The organism is Acinetobacter sp. YH12097, assembly GCF_013419225.1.
GTDB classification, from domain to species: Bacteria; Pseudomonadota; Gammaproteobacteria; order Pseudomonadales; family Moraxellaceae; genus Acinetobacter; species Acinetobacter amyesii.
On record NZ_VPAN01000009.1, the window covers coordinates 15,598 to 31,539 of the forward strand.

The window sequence follows — 15,942 nt, forward strand, 5'->3', positions numbered from 1 at the left end:
GTAATAGCTGTGGTTTGTGTCACCGAATGAATCAAGAATGTATTACAGGTCTAAGTCAGGCTTGGAAAGATATTTGTGATCAATATACTGAAAATGAACATCTTGCAGCATTGCAATTTATCCAAAGGCATGTTGAACATTTAGTTACTGTTTTTTATGAACAAATGTCACGTGAGCCAGAGTCAGCTGAATTTTTTAAAGACGATATCATTCAAAAAAGGCTCATCGACACTTTAAGAAAATGGTTGTTAGAAACGTTTAATGTCGCACTGAATGGTGAATTTGAAAGCTCAGTCAAAAGACAGCAGAAAGTTGGAATGGTACACGCGCGTGTTGGTATTCCGTCATGGTTCATCATGCGTGGTGTACGTGAAATAGAACGTAAAATATTTGAAATTTTAGAGTTAAACCAAACGCAAAATATTCTCCATATGTGCAGTTATATTGTACAAATTATGGGGTTCAGCACAGAAATTATGTGCCGCTCTTATGAGATCAATACAGAAAAAAACCAAGAAACAAAACACAATTATCGCTTATTTTCAGCGATGCAAGATGTAGCAGTGCATAAAGATAAACAACGGGGTTCATTGCTCGACTGGGAAAATGAACTGATGTTTAAAATCTTTTCGGGCAATGTTGGTTTTTATCATCCCTTATTTTCAAAATCAGAGTTTGGGCTATGGTTCATTCATAAAGCGGCATATGCTTTTTCTGGTTCAGATCAGGTTCAACTGATTATTGACCGAATTTATGAAGTGGATCAATTAACCCAGCAAACGATGCAGATGACGGAAAAAGATCAGCTGCAACAGTTGATTCAACAGATTCGTGAATTGAACCGTGAAATTCAGCATTTAGTCGATCAACTATTTCAAGTGGCTGAATATATTGAGTCTGGCAACGATTCTTTGACTCAACTTCTAAACCGCCGCTATCTCAGTACGATTATTTCACGTGAAATTACCTTTGCGCGGCAAAATGAAACGCCATTGTCTTTGCTCGCCTTTGACGCGGATTATTTTAAAATGATCAATGATAAGTTTGGTCATGCAGCAGGTGATCTCGCACTCAAATTTATTGCTGAAGCCTTGCAGCGTTATAGTCAAGGTAGCGATTATGCATTCCGTATCGGTGGTGAAGAGTTCTTATTACTCTTGGTCGATACTGGTGTAAACCGTGCGATGAAAATTGCAGAAAATATTCGCCAATATATTGAAAAGGGCTTGATCCGAACGGCACAAGGTCAGCAATTTAGTTTTACCGTAAGCATTGGTTGTGTGCAGTATGATGGCCATCCTGATTATCAGCGTTTCTTAGATGCAGCAGATCATGCACTGTATGCGGCAAAAAATAATGGTCGAAACTGTATCCAAGTCACAAAGCATTTGTCGTATATCTAATTCGTTCAGAGTATAAAAAACTCCCTTATGTGGGAGTTTTTTATGGGTAAATGCGTTTTATGGCGAGATGTGCCGTAATTTAAACTTCGACAACTACATAGTATTTTTTGACGGCTTCGACAACTTCAAACTTGCCCTGAAACGATGGGGGAATAATGCCCGCTTGGCCAGCGGAAACCTCGATATATCCGCCTTGTTGATCATGAATACGTACTAATCCTTCAAGGATAGTAAAAAACTCTTGTTTGTTCGGTGCAAAGACAATATTCCATGCGCCAACTTCACATTGCCAAATCCCGCAGTCCATATTGGGGTGTACATACAGGCTTGCAGTTTCACGTTTAGGATTGCCCTCAACCAAACGGTCTGGGCGAGGGAAGTCTATGCTGTGTTTGGCTTGCGCTAAACCCTGACCGGCAATATATACATCTGACATGATTCATCCTGAAAATAGTGCTTTGCTATCAAAGCAAACGATTTGCGACATTAAAACATAAATAAAAAAAGCCTCAAGAGCTCGAGGCTTTTTTTATGAGTGCTAACGCTGAATGTTCTATTAATAGCTTTCTGGAACTGCACTTAAAAATTCACGACGTTCTTCTTTATTGGTTTTAAAGTCACCGACAAAAGAAACGGTACGTGTTGTAGACTCTTGTTTACCTACACCACGCATCATCATGCACATGTGAGCTGAATCAATCACCACAGCAACACCACGCGCACCAGTCACTTCAGCCACTGCTTCAGCGATCTGCTGAGTAAGGTTTTCCTGAATTTGTAAGCGACGGGCAAACATTTCTGTAATACGTGCGAATTTTGATAAACCTAAAACATTGCCTTCTGGGAGATAAGCAATATGTACACGGCCATAAAAAGGCAATAAATGGTGCTCACACAATGAATAGAATTCAATATTCTTAACTAAGACCATTTCACGGTTATCGGATGGGAAAACCGCATTGTTGGTCACTTCTTCAAGTGTCTGGCTATAACCAGAAGTAAGATATGAAAAAGCTTTAGCAGCACGCATAGGCGTATCTTTAAGACCCGGGCGATTCAGATCTTCACCAACGGCAGTTAGGATATTTGCGTAGGATTGCTGCATAGACATAAGACGTGTTCACTTACACTGAGAGATTGAACAAGGACGGCATTGTAGCAGAAAACTATTACAATGCCTTCTTTTGGAGTTAAATCCGATTATTGTTTAAACTGTGGGGTTTTTTCTGCACGTTTAAGCAGAACCAGTACAGCACCTGTGCCGCCTTGTTTTTCTGGGGCGCTCACAAATGCCAATACATCACGATGTTGACGTAACCAACTATTTACATAAGTTTTTAAAATTGCTTCTGGACCTTTGCCATGCACAATTTTAATGACGTTTTGATTGTCATCTTTCGCCATTTGAATAATTTGCAGCACGGCAGAACGGGCTTCTTCAACAGTACAACCGTGTAAGTCGACAGCTTCAAACCAACGTAGATTACCGGCTTTTAAATCTTCAAAAACTTTATGTTGTAAGGTTGCAATGCGATAGCTTAAAGCAGCTTGACTGGCAACAGGGTTGAGCATCGCTTGCGTATCAGAAAGTAATGCATCATCTGTTTCCATAGGACCAATTGCAGCAGCACGTTTAGCCAACGTTTGCGCATCAGGTTTTTTACGACCCACTTTTTCCATTTTTGCAGTATTTCCTGCATTCATTTTTTGAACACCTTGCATTTGCTTTTGGAAAAGCGCGAAGTCTTCTTCCTGCTCTTGTTCAACAGTCTTTGGCGTTGGCTCAGGCTGTTTAGCAATCGTAGAGGAATGTGGATTCGTAATTTGCTTTTTAAAAGATTTCAGTAGGTTGTACTGATCTTTTGAAAGCGAAGAATCGTGTTTGCTCATAATGAAAAAACGGGAAATATACAAAAATTTAGTGCAATTATAGCCTTAAATGGCACTGATTTGAACTGGAAAGACTTTATATAAAGAAGATCTCTTAATTCATTACAAGTCCTATTTGGGCTTCAAAGTTGAATTAATTAATTTAATAACTTTTTTTATTTTTATATTGTTCTGCAAGAGCTAATGCTGATTGTTCTTCATTAAATTTAGAAATACACACGATTTCGGTTGAAGCGCCTTTTTCAAGTAAATAAGAAATTATCTGATATTGATTTAGGCGAATAGCTTTACCTAATGGGGAGCATCTAGTGAAATAATATGTTTGTGGTTCAACTTCATCTACTACAAGTTCATTTATTTTTCTCAGCTTCATTTTTTTGATGAAAGAAATATCTGTGTGCTCGATAGCCGCCATAATTAAGGTGGTATCATAAAATTCATTGTTTTCACCAAAATTTAAATATTCAAGATACAAATTTTTGGCTTTTTCATAATTATCAATATCATTTTTCTGTGTCAGGTTCTTTATCGCATTTTGGAAAAAATCATTCATATCATCAAAATCATTTATTGCTGCATGGAACATGAATAGATTTATTAAATATGGCTCATCAGCTAAATTCTTTTTCAATAAATGAGGGGTATCTTTATAAAAAATCTGTTCAAAATGATTTAATTTTTCCATGGAAATAGGGTGAGATTTAATATTGATTGGTTTTGATAAAGAATTTTTATGTCCTTTAGAAATAGAAAAATAGGTTGAATTTTCAATATTCTTGTTTTTAGTATTGATTGAGTAATTAATGACTATTGGTAAGCCTTGATAACTAATGATTTCAATTTGATTATTATTGAAATCATAATTTTTGCCCTTTAGCACGTTAGTATTTATATTTGGAAAAATTTGATTTAGGTCAATCTGCGCAGCAATGATGCCTTCGGGCATAGTGGAAATATTGAAGTAGAGGATATGATTTTGGTCAATATGATACGGTGAGCCAGTATACAGAGTTATATTTTTTGCCCAACTTATCTGGTGTAGTGAAACCAAGATTAATGAAATGAATAGAAGAGTAGAAGAAATAATCGACTTCATTATTTTTAATTCTCAAATGAATAAAAATTATAAAAAGGATGTGTAATTTTTTTAATATGGATGCAAAGGAGAAAAAGGGTGAGCGAACTCACCCTACATATTTCATTTATATTTTATCAGGCACACCAAACAGCTCCTTAAACGCCTGATCAGGGCGTGGCTGCTTCATAAAACTTTCACCGACCAAGAATGCATGAATATCATGTTCTTGCATCATGGCAACATCTGTGGGTGTGGCAATACCGCTTTCTGTCACGAGTAGGCGAGAAGGTTCAAGTAACTTTTTCAAACGTAATGATGTGTTGAGGTCAACATCAAAGGTTTTTAAATTACGATTATTGACGCCAAGTATACAGTTGTCAGAAAGACGCATTGCACGCTCAAGTTCTTCTTCGTCATGTACTTCAACCAACACGTCGAGATTGTGTTCAAAAGCAGTTTTCGACATTTCTTCGAGTTGTTGATCAGACAAACAAGCCACGATTAATAAAATACAGTCCGCATGTAAAGCGCGTGTTTCAATTACGCCATAAGGGTCAATCAAAAAGTCTTTGCGCAGGGCTGGCAAGTCACAGTGCGAACGTGCGATCTGAATGTTTTCATCAGCACCTTGGAAAAAATCCACATCGGTTAAAACAGACAAACATGCCGCACCAGCATCTTGATACTGCTGCGCAATTTCAGCAGGGTTAAAGTTTTCACGAATGATGCCTTTCGATGGTGATGCCTTTTTAATTTCAGCAATCACCCCCGGACGTTTAGAGCCGAGGTTTTGTGCAAAACCTCGAACAGGTGTAGCTGCTTGAGCTAGCTCTTCGACATCTTTATAGCTACGTTGTTTAAGACGGGCTGCAAATTCTTCTTTTTTACGTTCAACAATTTTACCCAAAATTGTATTGGTGATATCTACCATGATCTGTGTCCTAATCTTAAGCTTCGTATTCTTTTAAAGTTTTAGTAAATTCAGACAAAATGCCCATTTTCTCTAGTGCTTGACCGCCATAAATAATGTCATGTGCTAATGCAACACCTTGTTTATAGCTTTTGGTTAAGCCTGAAACATAAATGCCTGCGCCTGCATTTAGGGCAATCATATTCGCGGCTTTATCACCGAGTGCAGATTTGTTTTTACCTAAAGCATCTTTGATCAATTTTAGACTTTCAGCAGCACTATCTACAGATAGACCCGTTAAGGTTTGCGACTCGATATCTACGGCTTCCGGCTGAATTTCCCATTCAGTAACTTCGCCATCTTTGAGTTCAGCAACATAAGTACTTGATGCAAGGCTAATTTCATCTAAACCGTCTTTTGAATGCACCACCAAGACATGTTCTGCACCGAGTTGTTTTAAAACTTCAGCCATAGGACGACATAATTCTGTAGAGAAAACACCAATCACAAAACGTTTTACGCCGGCCGGATTCGTAAGCGGGCCAAGTAGGTTGAAAATACTACGGAAGCCCAATTCTTTACGTGGACCAGCAGCATATTTCATGGCTTTATGATGATTAGGTGCAAAGAGGAAACCAACGCCCATTTCACGAATACAACGTTCAGTTTGCTGCATGTTCAGGTCAAGGTTAATTCCAGCTTGTTCTAAAAGATCAGAAGAGCCTGATTTTGATGAAACACCACGACCGCCATGTTTAGCAATGGTTGCACCTGCTGCTGCAATGACAAAACTAGACGCAGTAGAAACGTTAAATAAGTTTTGACCATCACCACCTGTACCAACGATATCCACCAAATGTGGCAGATCACTGACATCGATTTTGATCGCAAACTCACGCATTACACGTGCTGCGGCAGTGATTTCATCAATACTTTCACCTTTTTGGCGTAAGCCCATCATGAGTGCGCCAATTTGCGCATCGGTCGCTTCACCTTGCATGATGGTACGCATCACTTCTTCCATTTGAGGTTGAGTGAGTTCAATATTTTTAGTGATGTTATTTAAAGCTTGTTGAATATTCATAATATTTTTTGCACTCGATTAAGCGTAAATTTCTAAGAAGTTTTTAAAGATTTGATGGCCATGTTCACTAAGAATTGATTCAGGGTGAAACTGCACGCCTTCGACAGGCAATGTCTTATGTTTTACGCCCATGATTTCTTCCATCGTGCCATCTTCTTCATTGGTCCAGCAGGTCACTTCTAAACATTCAGGCAAAGTCGCTTGATCAATCACCAAAGAGTGATAACGCGTTGCTGAAAATGGCGAAGGGAGGTTGCTGAAAATGCCTTGATCGCTGTGATACATGTCAGATAAACGACCGTGCATCACTTTTTTAGCGCGAATAATATCGCCGCCAAAAGCTTGTCCTATGGCTTGGTGGCCTAAACACACACCGAGTAAAGGAATTTTTCCCGCAAAGTGTTGAATCGCAGGAATTGAAATACCTGCTTCACTTGGCGAACAAGGGCCAGGACCAATGACTAAATACTTCGGTTGCCATCGCTCGATATCTTCCAATGTCACGGCATCGTTACGTACAACTTTTACTTCCTGATTTAACTCGCCAAAATATTGGACGATGTTGTAGGTAAAAGAGTCATAATTGTCGATCATCAAAAGCATGAGCGTATTAACCTTTGAAATTTATGCACTTAACTGTGCTTAGAATAGTCCGAAATGATTCTAAATAGTTGTATATTGACCCAAATATCGTGTGGATATTTTAAATAGAAAAATAGTGAAATATTTAGAATGCAGCCAATCATAGCAAATATTATTCAATTTCTGCTGAACAATTTCGCCAAAGTTCATCGCAACTGAAATCATTTCAGCAAATTATCGACTTATAAATTTAGGATTTAAGTTGAACAAAGCAATAGGCTGAATTTAAGTGTTTAAAATGTGTTCAATTGATATTTTAAAAAGATCTGCTTACTGTCGTTAAAAATTGCAATTCAGGCTCTAGCTGGAAAAATATGAACCGTTTTGAAGCAAAATCACCAAAATGGAGCACAATTAATGCAAAGGTAGATTGATCAAAATTAAAACAAAATGGTTAAATCTACTTCAAAAAAAGAGTGCTTTAAGGGCTCAAAAAACCTAAATATCGATCATGAATATAGTTATCACGCTGGTATTTTTCCATCTAGAACTAGCTAAACCATTAGTTTCTATCGTATTTAAATTCGACCTTAAAGCTTGAATAAAATCCTAATAATTTTATCGTTGAAAGCGATTAATCATTTTGGTGCATACTGGTGCAAAACCAAGTTGCACTATTTTGATACACCTGCGAGAAGTTTTTAAACAAAAGTGATGAAGAGTGGCTGAATATGGTGCATTTACTGTTACACACAGTATAATAGTCGAAAAGCAAGGAGCTAAAATCTTCTATTCTGATAAGGAATTCAGTATTTTAGCTTAGCTTTTAAAAGTTGGTACGGTAATTGCTTAATAACTACCAACTACTAACACGCACTTCAGTGTGCACAAAAAAATCATCGGAGCAAAATGAGCATGGCGAACAAGGTCCTTCAACTCATCCAAGAAAGTGGCGCAAAATGGGTCGATTTTCGCTTTACTGATACTAAGGGTAAAGAACAACACGTAACTTACCCAGCAGATTCAATCGACGAAGATACGTTTGAAGATGGCAAAATGTTTGATGGTTCTTCAATTGCTGGTTGGAAAGGCATTGAAGCATCTGACATGATCTTACGTCCAGATGCAGAAACTGGTTTTATCGACCCGTTCTTTGCAGAAGCTACAGTTGTTGTGACTTGTGACGTTATCGAACCTTCAACTGGTCAAGGTTATGAACGTGACCCACGCTCTATTGCTCGCCGTGCGGAAGAATACCTAAAATCAACTGGTATTGGTGATACTGCTTTCTTTGGTCCAGAACCAGAATTCTTCGTTTTTGACGAAGTAAAATGGGACATCGATATGTCTGGCGCGCGCCACACATTAATCGCTGAAGAAGCTGCTTGGTCTACTGGTAAAGATTACGAAGCGGGTAACTCTGGTCACCGTCCACGTGTGAAAGGTGGTTACTTCCCAGTTCCTCCTGTAGATTCTTCACAAGATATGCGTGCAGATATGTGTGCAAAAATTGAAGACATCATGGGCCCAGGTCGTGTAGAAGTACATCACCACGAAGTTGCATCTTGCCAGCTTGAAATCGGTGTAAGCTTCAACACTATGGTTCGCAAAGCGGACGAAGTTCAACAGTTCAAATATGCTGTTTGGAACGTTGCTCACCAATATGCTAAAACTGCTACGTTTATGCCTAAACCAATGGTTGGTGATAACGGTTCAGGTATGCACGTTCACATGTCGATCTCTAAAGATGGCAAGAACTTGTTTGCTGGTGATGAATACGCTGGTCTTTCAGAAATGGCGTTGTACTTCATTGGTGGTGTGATCAAACACGCTCGTTCATTGAACGCAATCACAAACCCATCAACTAACTCGTACAAACGTTTAGTTCCACATTTCGAAGCACCGATTATGCTTGCTTACTCAGCACGTAACCGTTCAGCTTCTATCCGTATTCCTTACGTTTCTAGCCCTAAAGGCAAACGTATCGAAGCACGTTTCCCAGATCCAATGATGAACCCGTACTTAGGTTTCGCTGCGCTTCTTATGGCTGGTCTTGACGGTATTCAAAACAAGATCCACCCAGGTGAAGCTGCTGACAAGAACTTGTACGACCTTCCTCCTGAAGAAGAAGCTAAAATCCCTACAGTGGCTCATAGCTTAGATATGGCGCTTGAAGCTCTTGCAGCTGACCATGATTACCTTCTTAAAGGTGGCGTGTTCACTAAAGAAATGCTTGATGCCTACATCGAACTTAAAACTGAAGAAGTTCGTCGTCTTAACACGACTACTCACCCAGTTGAATTCGACATGTACTACAGCTTGTAATTCTGTACAGAATTTCACTGTAAAAAGACCCGCCTTGTGCGGGTTTTTTTATGGGATGGATTAAGATAAGGCAAAGAGTTGAATGAATATCTAAACATGGCAAAACCACGTAAAAAACATACCGGTTTTTTCCCTTGGATTGATCCAGCAGATCAGGCAAAGGGATTTAAACTTAACTTCTCAGAAGTGACTTATTTGGAAGTGGGGCGGACCGTTGAAGGTTATAAGCAGGCTCAATTTATCGAGCTGAAAAACCCAGAGCTGGCATTGGAGTTTCATTACCCTGAAAGTTTTTATATTACAACCGAAGGGTTGGTTTTAATAAAAACGCCGCAAGGAAAGTTTGAAGCTATTGCCAAGACAGATAACTTTTAATCCAACACTAAAACTTGATCTAAAAATTGACCTGAAACACAGCAGGTCATTTTTTATAGTGCTTTAAGTGATTTGCTAACCGTCATTGCAAACCATGCTGTTTTAAATTGTCACCTTCATAAGGCGCATCTTCGGCGGGGTAGCGCAGCTGTGTAATTCCTTGAGTTTTGGCAATCGACCAAATCACACTTTCACCCGCAGGGATGTTTTGGCTGTGCTGTGCATATAACGGGTCTTGCAGGGCGCGCTCAGCTGAAATAAATGTCCAGCCATGCTGTTGAAAAGCAGTAATGGCATCCTTTAAAAATGCGGCATTAATGGCATTTACATGTAAAAGCAAAACATGCTGCGGTGAACGTTGTAAAGTGAGCTGCGCAAGCTGGTCATAATAATCCGCTCGGTGAAGCAGGTGAGCAATATACGCTTGTTTTAGACGCTCTAATTTGTCAAAGTCTTGCTGTTTGGCATAGTCGAGATATTTCCGGTTATAAAACCAGTCACTGGCATCAATACTCACACCGCCAATGCGGTATTGATGCTGCTCTAACCAGTGATAGACAGCATCACGTTTTTCAGCGTTATTACCTTCTTTTAAAAATGGATAACGGTAAATACGGATGTAATTCGGCAGCGTTTTTAGCACTGTATCTGCCTGTTCAATGCTGTGCAGATAATCGTGTACAGTGACATTTTCTTTATTCAGATTTTGGTGCAGTGCACTATGATTGCCAATCAGATGGCCAGATTGTCCCCACGCTTGAATTAGTTGTTTACCTTGATAATCGCCAATTTTAATCAGGCTAGGGAAGACAATAGTTTTGATTTGTTGATCATGCAGATGTTTTAAAATTTGGGCATTGATTTGTTCCGCTTGTGCGTTAAACACTGGATTTAATCCATCATCAAAACTGAGTGCAATAGATTTTGCTTGAACCGTGATATTGGCACAAAGTAAAACGAAAAAAATAAAAACATGTAGCGGGTTATATGGAAACATTATGTTGGTGTAATTCAGTTGTTATCCACGACATCATACTGTGTATGTGAGGTTTGTGTTGATTGCAAATGTAATGAAGTACTTAAGCCGTTTTGGTTTTGCTCATTTTACTTAAAACAAGCTATTGGTCATGAAAAACGATGTTGAGTTGGTTACACTAAGGATTCGCTATACTCAGCAAATGCTTATAAGGGAAATGAAATATGCAGCGTCAAGCATGCGAAATGCGGGATAAAAGGATGTCTCCTGAATTAAGAACATGGTTGTATGCTTCGGGTTCATTAACCCAACAATTAACAGATTTTGCCCAAGGTGTATTTAAAGTTGAGCCGAGTATTGAGCAATTTCAACGTATGACGCTTCAAGATGCACGGTGGCTACAAATGCCAATACAGCACACAGCTTGGGTACGTGAAAGTTATTTATATGGCTGTGAAGCTGAGCCGTGGGTCAAGGCAAAAAGTATATTTCCAATCCTTAGCATACAAGGGCGTGCGCGGATTTTTCAGCATATTGGTAAAAAACCCATCGGACATTTTTTATTTCAGCGTACCAATCCGAAGTGTGAGCGGCGTGTATTGTGGCTAGACGATGGTTGGACACGTCAGAGCTGTTATACTTGGCATGGTTGTAAATTTATAGTTCAGGAAACTTTTTTAGCGAGTTTTGAGCAATATTTGCAGAAATAACATTACCAGATGAAGGATAGTCATGGCCGTGGTGCAACAGATTACTTGGCAGCAGCGTTTAGAAGCTTATTACTATTTATGTCGCTTCGATAAGCCAATTGGCACGGAACTGGTTTTTTGGCCAACCATGTGGTCACTGTGGATTGCCAATCAAGGAACACCGCAATTCAGTATTTTGATTCCCATGATTTTGGGCACGATATTTATGCGTGCAGCAGGTTGTGCGATTAATGACTTTGCTGACCGTAAAGTCGATGGTGCTGTGGAAAGAACCAAACATCGTCCTTTAGCCACTGGAGTGATTAGTGCTAAAGAAGCCATATATGTGTTCTTGATCTTGGTACTTGCTAGCGCATGTATGTTGTTCTTTTTACCGATAGAAACTTTTTATTGGTCCTTTGGTGCATTGTTTTTAGCGTTCATTTATCCCTTTATGAAACGCTACACGCATCTGCCACAAGTATTTTTAGGCGCGGCATTTTCATGGTCGATTCCTATGGCTTACACCGCAGTGGGGCAAACACCTGATTTAACGTGTTGGTTATTGTACTTTGGTAATTTGGCGTGGACCGTTGCGTATGATACACAATATGCCATTACTGACCGTGAATATGATTTGAAAATTGGCGTGAAATCGACTGCGATTTTATTTGGTAAATACGATATTGAAATCATTTCTTTATTGCAGGCGCTGAGTATTGTATTGATTGGTGCAGCGCTGTATTTAGAAGATCTCTTGGTGCCATTCGGTTTGGTTGCATTGTTGGCTGTGGCTGCCGATTTTATTTACCAGTGGACTAAAACTAAAGGCCGTGATCCTCAGTTATGTTTTTGGGCGTTTCGCCATAACCGTTGGGTCGGGCTTATGATTTTTATTGGAATTTTTATGGCATTGGTTCTTTAATGTCATTGATCTGAAACTGTTTAAAATGAACTAAAGCATCCTATTCGGGTGCTTTTTTTTATGCATTAATAAAAAGGCATGTAGTTTCATGCTTAAAGAATAATGATTAAAAAGGATATTTTATGAAACGTTCAAAAATAGCATTAGCTCTGACAGTTGCAGTTTCTATGCTGTCTTTAACCGCGTGTAATGATGATAATGACTCATCATCTTCGAATCAAAAATCAACATTTGTTTCTGAAGCAAATTATGCTTTAGATACTGTAGACAATACATCGTCCATTAAAGTCATGACGTATAACATGACCAATGTGCAGGGGAAAGCAGCAACAGCAACAGCCTTAGTATTATTTCCAAAAGCTACTCAACCTAAAGATGGTTATCGTGTTGTGGTATGGGAGCATGGAACAGTCGGGGCTGGAGATGAATGTGCGCCAAGTAAAAATGTAATTCATCCACGTTTTAAAATTCTAGCTAACACGCTTATGGCAGCAGGTTATGTAATTGTGGCACCAGACTATGAGGGTTTAGGTACGAAGGGGGTGCATCCATACCTCAATTTATCGAGTGCGGCAAATTCGGCACTTACTGCGGTTAAAGCAGCAAAAGAACATTATGGTAAGCAACTCAATGGTCAGTGGATGTCGATCGGTCAATCGCAAGGTGGTCATGCATCCTTAGGGACGGCGGAATTTGCAAATACGGATGCAAACTATAAAGGGGCAGTGGCAGCCGCACCTGCATCGAGTTTGGGGACGATTATTAGGATCTATCTTGATCCTGCTTTAAATCTGGATGACAACGGCGTGAGTAAGGGCGTCAATATCTTAGATGAACAATTGCTTCAAATTCGTTACGCGCTTGCAAATAACATAATCAATGCACAGCAAGCAGATGCGTTAATGGGGCAACTTGCAGATGGCTATGCTGAGCTTTTGGCATATGCTGCATTGACCAGTTCGGGTATTAAAGCCTATGAGCCAAATTATGATTTAAAAAATATCTTTACTGCAGATGCTGGTGTTATTGCAGAAAAAGCCTATGGACGTACAGGGGATGATGGTGCATGTTTAAGTTATGCCGATCCAAATGGCGCAAATGGTTTGCAAGAACAGTTTAAAGCAGCTGTGATTGAATTCTTAAAAGATCCAACGCATATGGTTTCACAGTACGGAATTGATTTGAATAAAATCGATACCGATCCCGTTGTTCAGAAATTTTTAAATGATAATCAGCCAGCGACGAATGCAACTGCTGCCAAAGTAATTAAAGCCCCTGTTTATATTATTCAAGGTGAAGAAGATAAAGCTGTATTACCTCCTGTGACTCAAGCTTTATTTGAAAATATGAAATTGCAAGCGGTGAAATACTTCCCACAGGCAAAATATGAGGATGGATATTTATTGGATATTGTGCCAAAAGCAAGTCATACACAGGCGATTATCTGTAGAAATGCGCAAGCGGTCGAATTTATTCAAGCTAAAATGTCCGCAGGTACAGGTATTGATTTAACCAATGAGCAAAAAGATGCGAGCCAAAGTCCACATTGTACGGGTATAGTTGCTTCAAGCTAAGTTTTTAAATAATAAAAAAGGAGCATGTCTCCTTTTTTTATTGAATATTGGATTGTTAATCATTCAATCCGTGAAAATGAGGGGGTATAGTTGGTTAGAGTAAAGAATGATATGAAGGCTTGAGCGAATTTTGTTTTTTGCTATATTGGGCGTCGAATTATTTATGTAAATGAAAGAATCGTTATGTCTGAAGTTAAGCCAAAGCCCAATACCAAAAAGATGATCATTTTGATGGCACTTGGGCTATTGATTCCTATATTTTTGGTCAGTATGGCTTTTCTTGCAGTCAATAGTGATGCCAAAAACCAAGAAAAATATAAGCAACAACAAGCTGAAATGATTGAGCGCATTAAAGCTAAAGAAGCCCAAGATGAGGCTTTGGCTGCTGAGGCTGACCAAGCAGTATCAGAAGTGCTGGCTGCTCAAGAGTCAAATGCTCAATAAAATTCTGTTTACATTATCGATGTGAATGCAATGCGCATTCACTCAATGTTTGATTTTGATTTACGTATTTTACAACTATTTATTTATATCATGCCTGAGCGTGTGAACTGTTGGAATACTGGTGTAGCGGATTACACGGTAGCCCGCTTCTTCAAGCATTGCATCACGTTCAGCATCTTCTTGCTCTTTGCCTATATGACTAGGGTCATCCAGTTCGATAATCACAAGCACATTATAAGTTTGGTCAAGTATGACAAAATCAGTGACTTTTCGATTAAATCTATTCCTAATTTTATAATTTTGATTGGTGATCAGTGCGCTAAAAGCCACTTGGGCTAAAATGTGGTAGTTCGGAAATGCTTCATTTAAACGATGAAACATCTTACTTTCAAAGGCAGTGATTACACGACGTGGGAAAAACTTTTGTTTGCTTCTAAACAGTCTCGGAAAGACTAAGCAGACAAGTGCAAAAGTTGCCAAGCAACCAATAATAAAAAATATGAACTGACTGAGATCTGGCACGGAATAAACTACATATATGAAAAAAGCCCACGTCATGATGCGTGGGCTTTTTAGAATTTGGCTCTCCAACCTGGGCTCGAACCAGGGACCTGCGGATTAACAGTCCGTCGCTCTACCGACTGAGCTATTGGAGAATCTGCACGCATTCTATGGGGCAAATGCAGTGAGGTCAAGTCGGAATTGCAAAAAATAAGAAAATTTAGGCTGAATGTATTAAATATAAACACCTTTAATATAAAGTGTTTTTAAAACTTAAGCTTTGATAATTGCTTCTAATGTGGAAGGAGAGGTCGGTGAATAGCTTAGGTCATAGAGCAAGTGATTCTTATCTTAAAAATAAAAGCCTAGAGCATAAAAAAAGCCCACGACATAATGCGTGGGCTTTTAGAATTTGGCTCTCCAACCTGGGCTCGAACCAGGGACCTGCGGATTAACAGTCCGTCGCTCTACCGACTGAGCTATTGGAGAATCTGAAACGGATTCTAAAGATGTATGGCAGGGTGGTCAAGCCTGATTTAAATAAAATACAGAAAAATCAAATTAAGTGTTTTAAAAATAGCCTAATCAGACAACTTGGTACATATACGGATACTTTTAGGAAAGCAAAAACAAAAAAAGTAGGTATGCTTTGTTAAATAGTAGGCAATAAAAAACCCACTTCGCAATGAGTGGGCTTTTTAGAATCTGGCTCTTCCACCTGGGCTCGAACCAGGGACCTGCGGATTAACAGTCCGTCGCTCTACCGACTGAGCTATGGAAGAATAGATGGCTCTCCAACCTGGGTTCGAACCAGGGACCTGCGGATTAACAGTCCGTCGCTCTACCGACTGAGCTATTGGAGAATCTGATGCGCATTTTAGGGATGAAAGCTAAAGTGGTCAAGTAAAAATAAAAGATAAAGCGCTTAAATGTTTTTTTATTATCCAAAGATGTGTTTGTTGCTTATTTATTGATTCTTTTAAGCTTTTATCGTATTAAAAGTCATCAGAATACTTTGGTGATTATAGTTAAAAGTGTAATTGATGAAATGGTGGGTAGGGGGTGCTTTATTTTGTTTTGCTATTTCCGAAAATACTGAAAGCAATGCGTGCTGTAGTTTCGTATTGCGGCCATTACGTCAAAAAGAGGGTATTTATTCCAAGATCGATTTCATCACAAACGTACA

The 15,942-nt window shown here is 39.1% G+C and carries 16 protein-coding genes and 4 tRNA genes; 7 read left to right on the top strand and 13 right to left on the bottom strand.

Features of this window, described 5'->3' with window-relative positions; translation table 11 throughout:
* Positions 1-26 precede the first annotated feature (26 nt).
* On the top strand, positions 27-1,403 hold the full coding sequence (locus FTU37_RS05920) for a diguanylate cyclase (protein WP_168379157.1): 1,377 nt from the start codon (positions 27-29) through the stop codon (positions 1,401-1,403).
* A gap of 79 nt (positions 1,404-1,482) precedes the next feature.
* Here the strand turns inward: FTU37_RS05920 and FTU37_RS05925 are convergent, their stop codons facing one another.
* From FTU37_RS05925 to FTU37_RS05955, 7 genes are all read right to left on the bottom strand, one after another.
* Complete coding sequence (locus FTU37_RS05925) at positions 1,483-1,839, bottom strand: cupin domain-containing protein (protein WP_168379158.1); 357 nt, start codon at positions 1,837-1,839, stop codon at positions 1,483-1,485.
* A gap of 120 nt (positions 1,840-1,959) precedes the next feature.
* Positions 1,960-2,508 carry a GTP cyclohydrolase I FolE gene (gene folE, locus FTU37_RS05930; protein ID WP_171262632.1) on the bottom strand — a complete coding sequence of 183 codons (549 nt, stop codon included), beginning with the start codon at positions 2,506-2,508 and terminating at the stop codon, positions 1,960-1,962.
* Positions 2,509-2,603: 95 nt separating this feature from the next.
* The gene (locus FTU37_RS05935; protein WP_180123979.1) at positions 2,604-3,293 is read right to left on the bottom strand and encodes a Smr/MutS family protein; all 690 of its coding nucleotides are present in this window, start codon (positions 3,291-3,293) and stop codon (positions 2,604-2,606) included.
* 142 nt (positions 3,294-3,435) lie between these two features.
* Positions 3,436-4,389 (bottom strand): hypothetical protein, encoded by a 954-nt coding sequence (locus FTU37_RS05940; RefSeq protein ID WP_257225230.1) that lies wholly within the window; start codon positions 4,387-4,389, stop codon positions 3,436-3,438.
* 106 nt (positions 4,390-4,495) lie between these two features.
* The gene (gene trpC / locus FTU37_RS05945; protein ID WP_180123980.1) at positions 4,496-5,302 is read right to left on the bottom strand and encodes an indole-3-glycerol phosphate synthase TrpC; all 807 of its coding nucleotides are present in this window, start codon (positions 5,300-5,302) and stop codon (positions 4,496-4,498) included.
* A gap of 16 nt (positions 5,303-5,318) precedes the next feature.
* Positions 5,319-6,365 carry an anthranilate phosphoribosyltransferase gene (gene trpD / locus FTU37_RS05950; RefSeq protein ID WP_168379163.1) on the bottom strand — a complete coding sequence of 349 codons (1,047 nt, stop codon included), beginning with the start codon at positions 6,363-6,365 and terminating at the stop codon, positions 5,319-5,321.
* An 18-nt stretch (positions 6,366-6,383) separates the two neighbouring features.
* On the bottom strand, positions 6,384-6,968 hold the full coding sequence (locus FTU37_RS05955; RefSeq protein ID WP_078190263.1) for an aminodeoxychorismate/anthranilate synthase component II: 585 nt from the start codon (positions 6,966-6,968) through the stop codon (positions 6,384-6,386).
* Positions 6,969-7,856: 888 nt separating this feature from the next.
* On the opposite strand from FTU37_RS05955, the gene glnA reads away from it, so the two are divergent.
* Together glnA and FTU37_RS05965 are read left to right on the top strand one after the other, a co-directional pair.
* Positions 7,857-9,272 carry a type I glutamate--ammonia ligase gene (glnA, locus tag FTU37_RS05960; protein WP_171262625.1) on the top strand — a complete coding sequence of 472 codons (1,416 nt, stop codon included), beginning with the start codon at positions 7,857-7,859 and terminating at the stop codon, positions 9,270-9,272.
* Positions 9,273-9,368: 96 nt separating this feature from the next.
* Positions 9,369-9,647 (top strand): hypothetical protein, encoded by a 279-nt coding sequence (locus FTU37_RS05965; protein ID WP_168379164.1) that lies wholly within the window; start codon positions 9,369-9,371, stop codon positions 9,645-9,647.
* 82 nt (positions 9,648-9,729) lie between these two features.
* Here FTU37_RS05965 and FTU37_RS05970 read toward each other — a convergent pair whose 3' ends face one another.
* Entirely contained in the window at positions 9,730-10,644 is a 915-nt protein-coding gene (locus FTU37_RS05970; protein ID WP_180123981.1) for a polysaccharide deacetylase family protein, read from the bottom strand.
* A 203-nt stretch (positions 10,645-10,847) separates the two neighbouring features.
* Between FTU37_RS05970 and FTU37_RS05975 the strand changes: the two genes are divergently transcribed.
* The 4 genes from FTU37_RS05975 to FTU37_RS05990 all read left to right on the top strand — a co-directional run bounded on the left by FTU37_RS05975 (position 10,848) and on the right by FTU37_RS05990 (position 14,255).
* Positions 10,848-11,333, top strand: coding sequence for a chorismate lyase (locus FTU37_RS05975; protein ID WP_111884531.1), 486 nt, complete (start codon positions 10,848-10,850; stop codon positions 11,331-11,333).
* Positions 11,334-11,355: 22 nt separating this feature from the next.
* Positions 11,356-12,237: a 4-hydroxybenzoate octaprenyltransferase gene (gene ubiA / locus FTU37_RS05980; RefSeq protein WP_180123982.1), complete on the top strand. Its 882-nt coding sequence runs from the start codon at positions 11,356-11,358 to the stop codon at positions 12,235-12,237.
* Positions 12,238-12,359: 122 nt separating this feature from the next.
* Positions 12,360-13,811 (top strand): S9 family peptidase, encoded by a 1,452-nt coding sequence (locus tag FTU37_RS05985; protein ID WP_180123983.1) that lies wholly within the window; start codon positions 12,360-12,362, stop codon positions 13,809-13,811.
* A gap of 183 nt (positions 13,812-13,994) precedes the next feature.
* Complete coding sequence (locus tag FTU37_RS05990) at positions 13,995-14,255, top strand: hypothetical protein (protein WP_168379169.1); 261 nt, start codon at positions 13,995-13,997, stop codon at positions 14,253-14,255.
* A gap of 75 nt (positions 14,256-14,330) precedes the next feature.
* Here the strand turns inward: FTU37_RS05990 and FTU37_RS05995 are convergent, their stop codons facing one another.
* The 5 genes from FTU37_RS05995 to FTU37_RS06015 form a co-directional block, all read right to left on the bottom strand.
* The gene (locus FTU37_RS05995; protein ID WP_218945491.1) at positions 14,331-14,813 is read right to left on the bottom strand and encodes a DUF2726 domain-containing protein; all 483 of its coding nucleotides are present in this window, start codon (positions 14,811-14,813) and stop codon (positions 14,331-14,333) included.
* A 22-nt stretch (positions 14,814-14,835) separates the two neighbouring features.
* Positions 14,836-14,911: transfer RNA gene (locus FTU37_RS06000), tRNA-Asn, on the bottom strand.
* A gap of 258 nt (positions 14,912-15,169) precedes the next feature.
* Positions 15,170-15,245, bottom strand: a tRNA-Asn gene (locus FTU37_RS06005).
* Positions 15,246-15,462: 217 nt separating this feature from the next.
* Positions 15,463-15,538, bottom strand: a tRNA-Asn gene (locus FTU37_RS06010).
* A 5-nt stretch (positions 15,539-15,543) separates the two neighbouring features.
* Positions 15,544-15,619, bottom strand: a tRNA-Asn gene (locus tag FTU37_RS06015).
* Between the last annotated feature and the right edge of the window lie 323 nt (positions 15,620-15,942).

Excerpts from the sequence above, each read along its gene's own strand:
- glnA (WP_171262625.1), top strand. The coding sequence starts at position 7,857 with ATGAGCATGGCGAACAAGGTCCTTCAACTCATCCAAGAAAGTGGCGCA.
- FTU37_RS05975 (WP_111884531.1), top strand. The coding sequence starts at position 10,848 with ATGCAGCGTCAAGCATGCGAAATGCGGGATAAAAGGATGTCTCCTGAA.
- FTU37_RS05990 (WP_168379169.1), top strand. The coding sequence starts at position 13,995 with ATGTCTGAAGTTAAGCCAAAGCCCAATACCAAAAAGATGATCATTTTG.
- folE (WP_171262632.1), bottom strand. The coding sequence starts at position 2,508 with ATGCAGCAATCCTACGCAAATATCCTAACTGCCGTTGGTGAAGATCTG.
- FTU37_RS05970 (WP_180123981.1), bottom strand. The coding sequence starts at position 10,644 with ATGTTTCCATATAACCCGCTACATGTTTTTATTTTTTTCGTTTTACTT.
- FTU37_RS05985 (WP_180123983.1), top strand. The coding sequence starts at position 12,360 with ATGAAACGTTCAAAAATAGCATTAGCTCTGACAGTTGCAGTTTCTATG.
- FTU37_RS05935 (WP_180123979.1), bottom strand. The coding sequence starts at position 3,293 with ATGAGCAAACACGATTCTTCGCTTTCAAAAGATCAGTACAACCTACTG.
- FTU37_RS05965 (WP_168379164.1), top strand. The coding sequence starts at position 9,369 with ATGGCAAAACCACGTAAAAAACATACCGGTTTTTTCCCTTGGATTGAT.
- FTU37_RS05940 (WP_257225230.1), bottom strand. The coding sequence starts at position 4,389 with ATGAAGTCGATTATTTCTTCTACTCTTCTATTCATTTCATTAATCTTG.
- FTU37_RS05955 (WP_078190263.1), bottom strand. The coding sequence starts at position 6,968 with ATGCTTTTGATGATCGACAATTATGACTCTTTTACCTACAACATCGTC.
- trpD (WP_168379163.1), bottom strand. The coding sequence starts at position 6,365 with ATGAATATTCAACAAGCTTTAAATAACATCACTAAAAATATTGAACTC.
- FTU37_RS05920 (WP_168379157.1), top strand. The coding sequence starts at position 27 with ATGAATCAAGAATGTATTACAGGTCTAAGTCAGGCTTGGAAAGATATT.
- ubiA (WP_180123982.1), top strand. The coding sequence starts at position 11,356 with ATGGCCGTGGTGCAACAGATTACTTGGCAGCAGCGTTTAGAAGCTTAT.
- FTU37_RS05925 (WP_168379158.1), bottom strand. The coding sequence starts at position 1,839 with ATGTCAGATGTATATATTGCCGGTCAGGGTTTAGCGCAAGCCAAACAC.
- trpC (WP_180123980.1), bottom strand. The coding sequence starts at position 5,302 with ATGGTAGATATCACCAATACAATTTTGGGTAAAATTGTTGAACGTAAA.
- FTU37_RS05995 (WP_218945491.1), bottom strand. The coding sequence starts at position 14,813 with ATGACGTGGGCTTTTTTCATATATGTAGTTTATTCCGTGCCAGATCTC.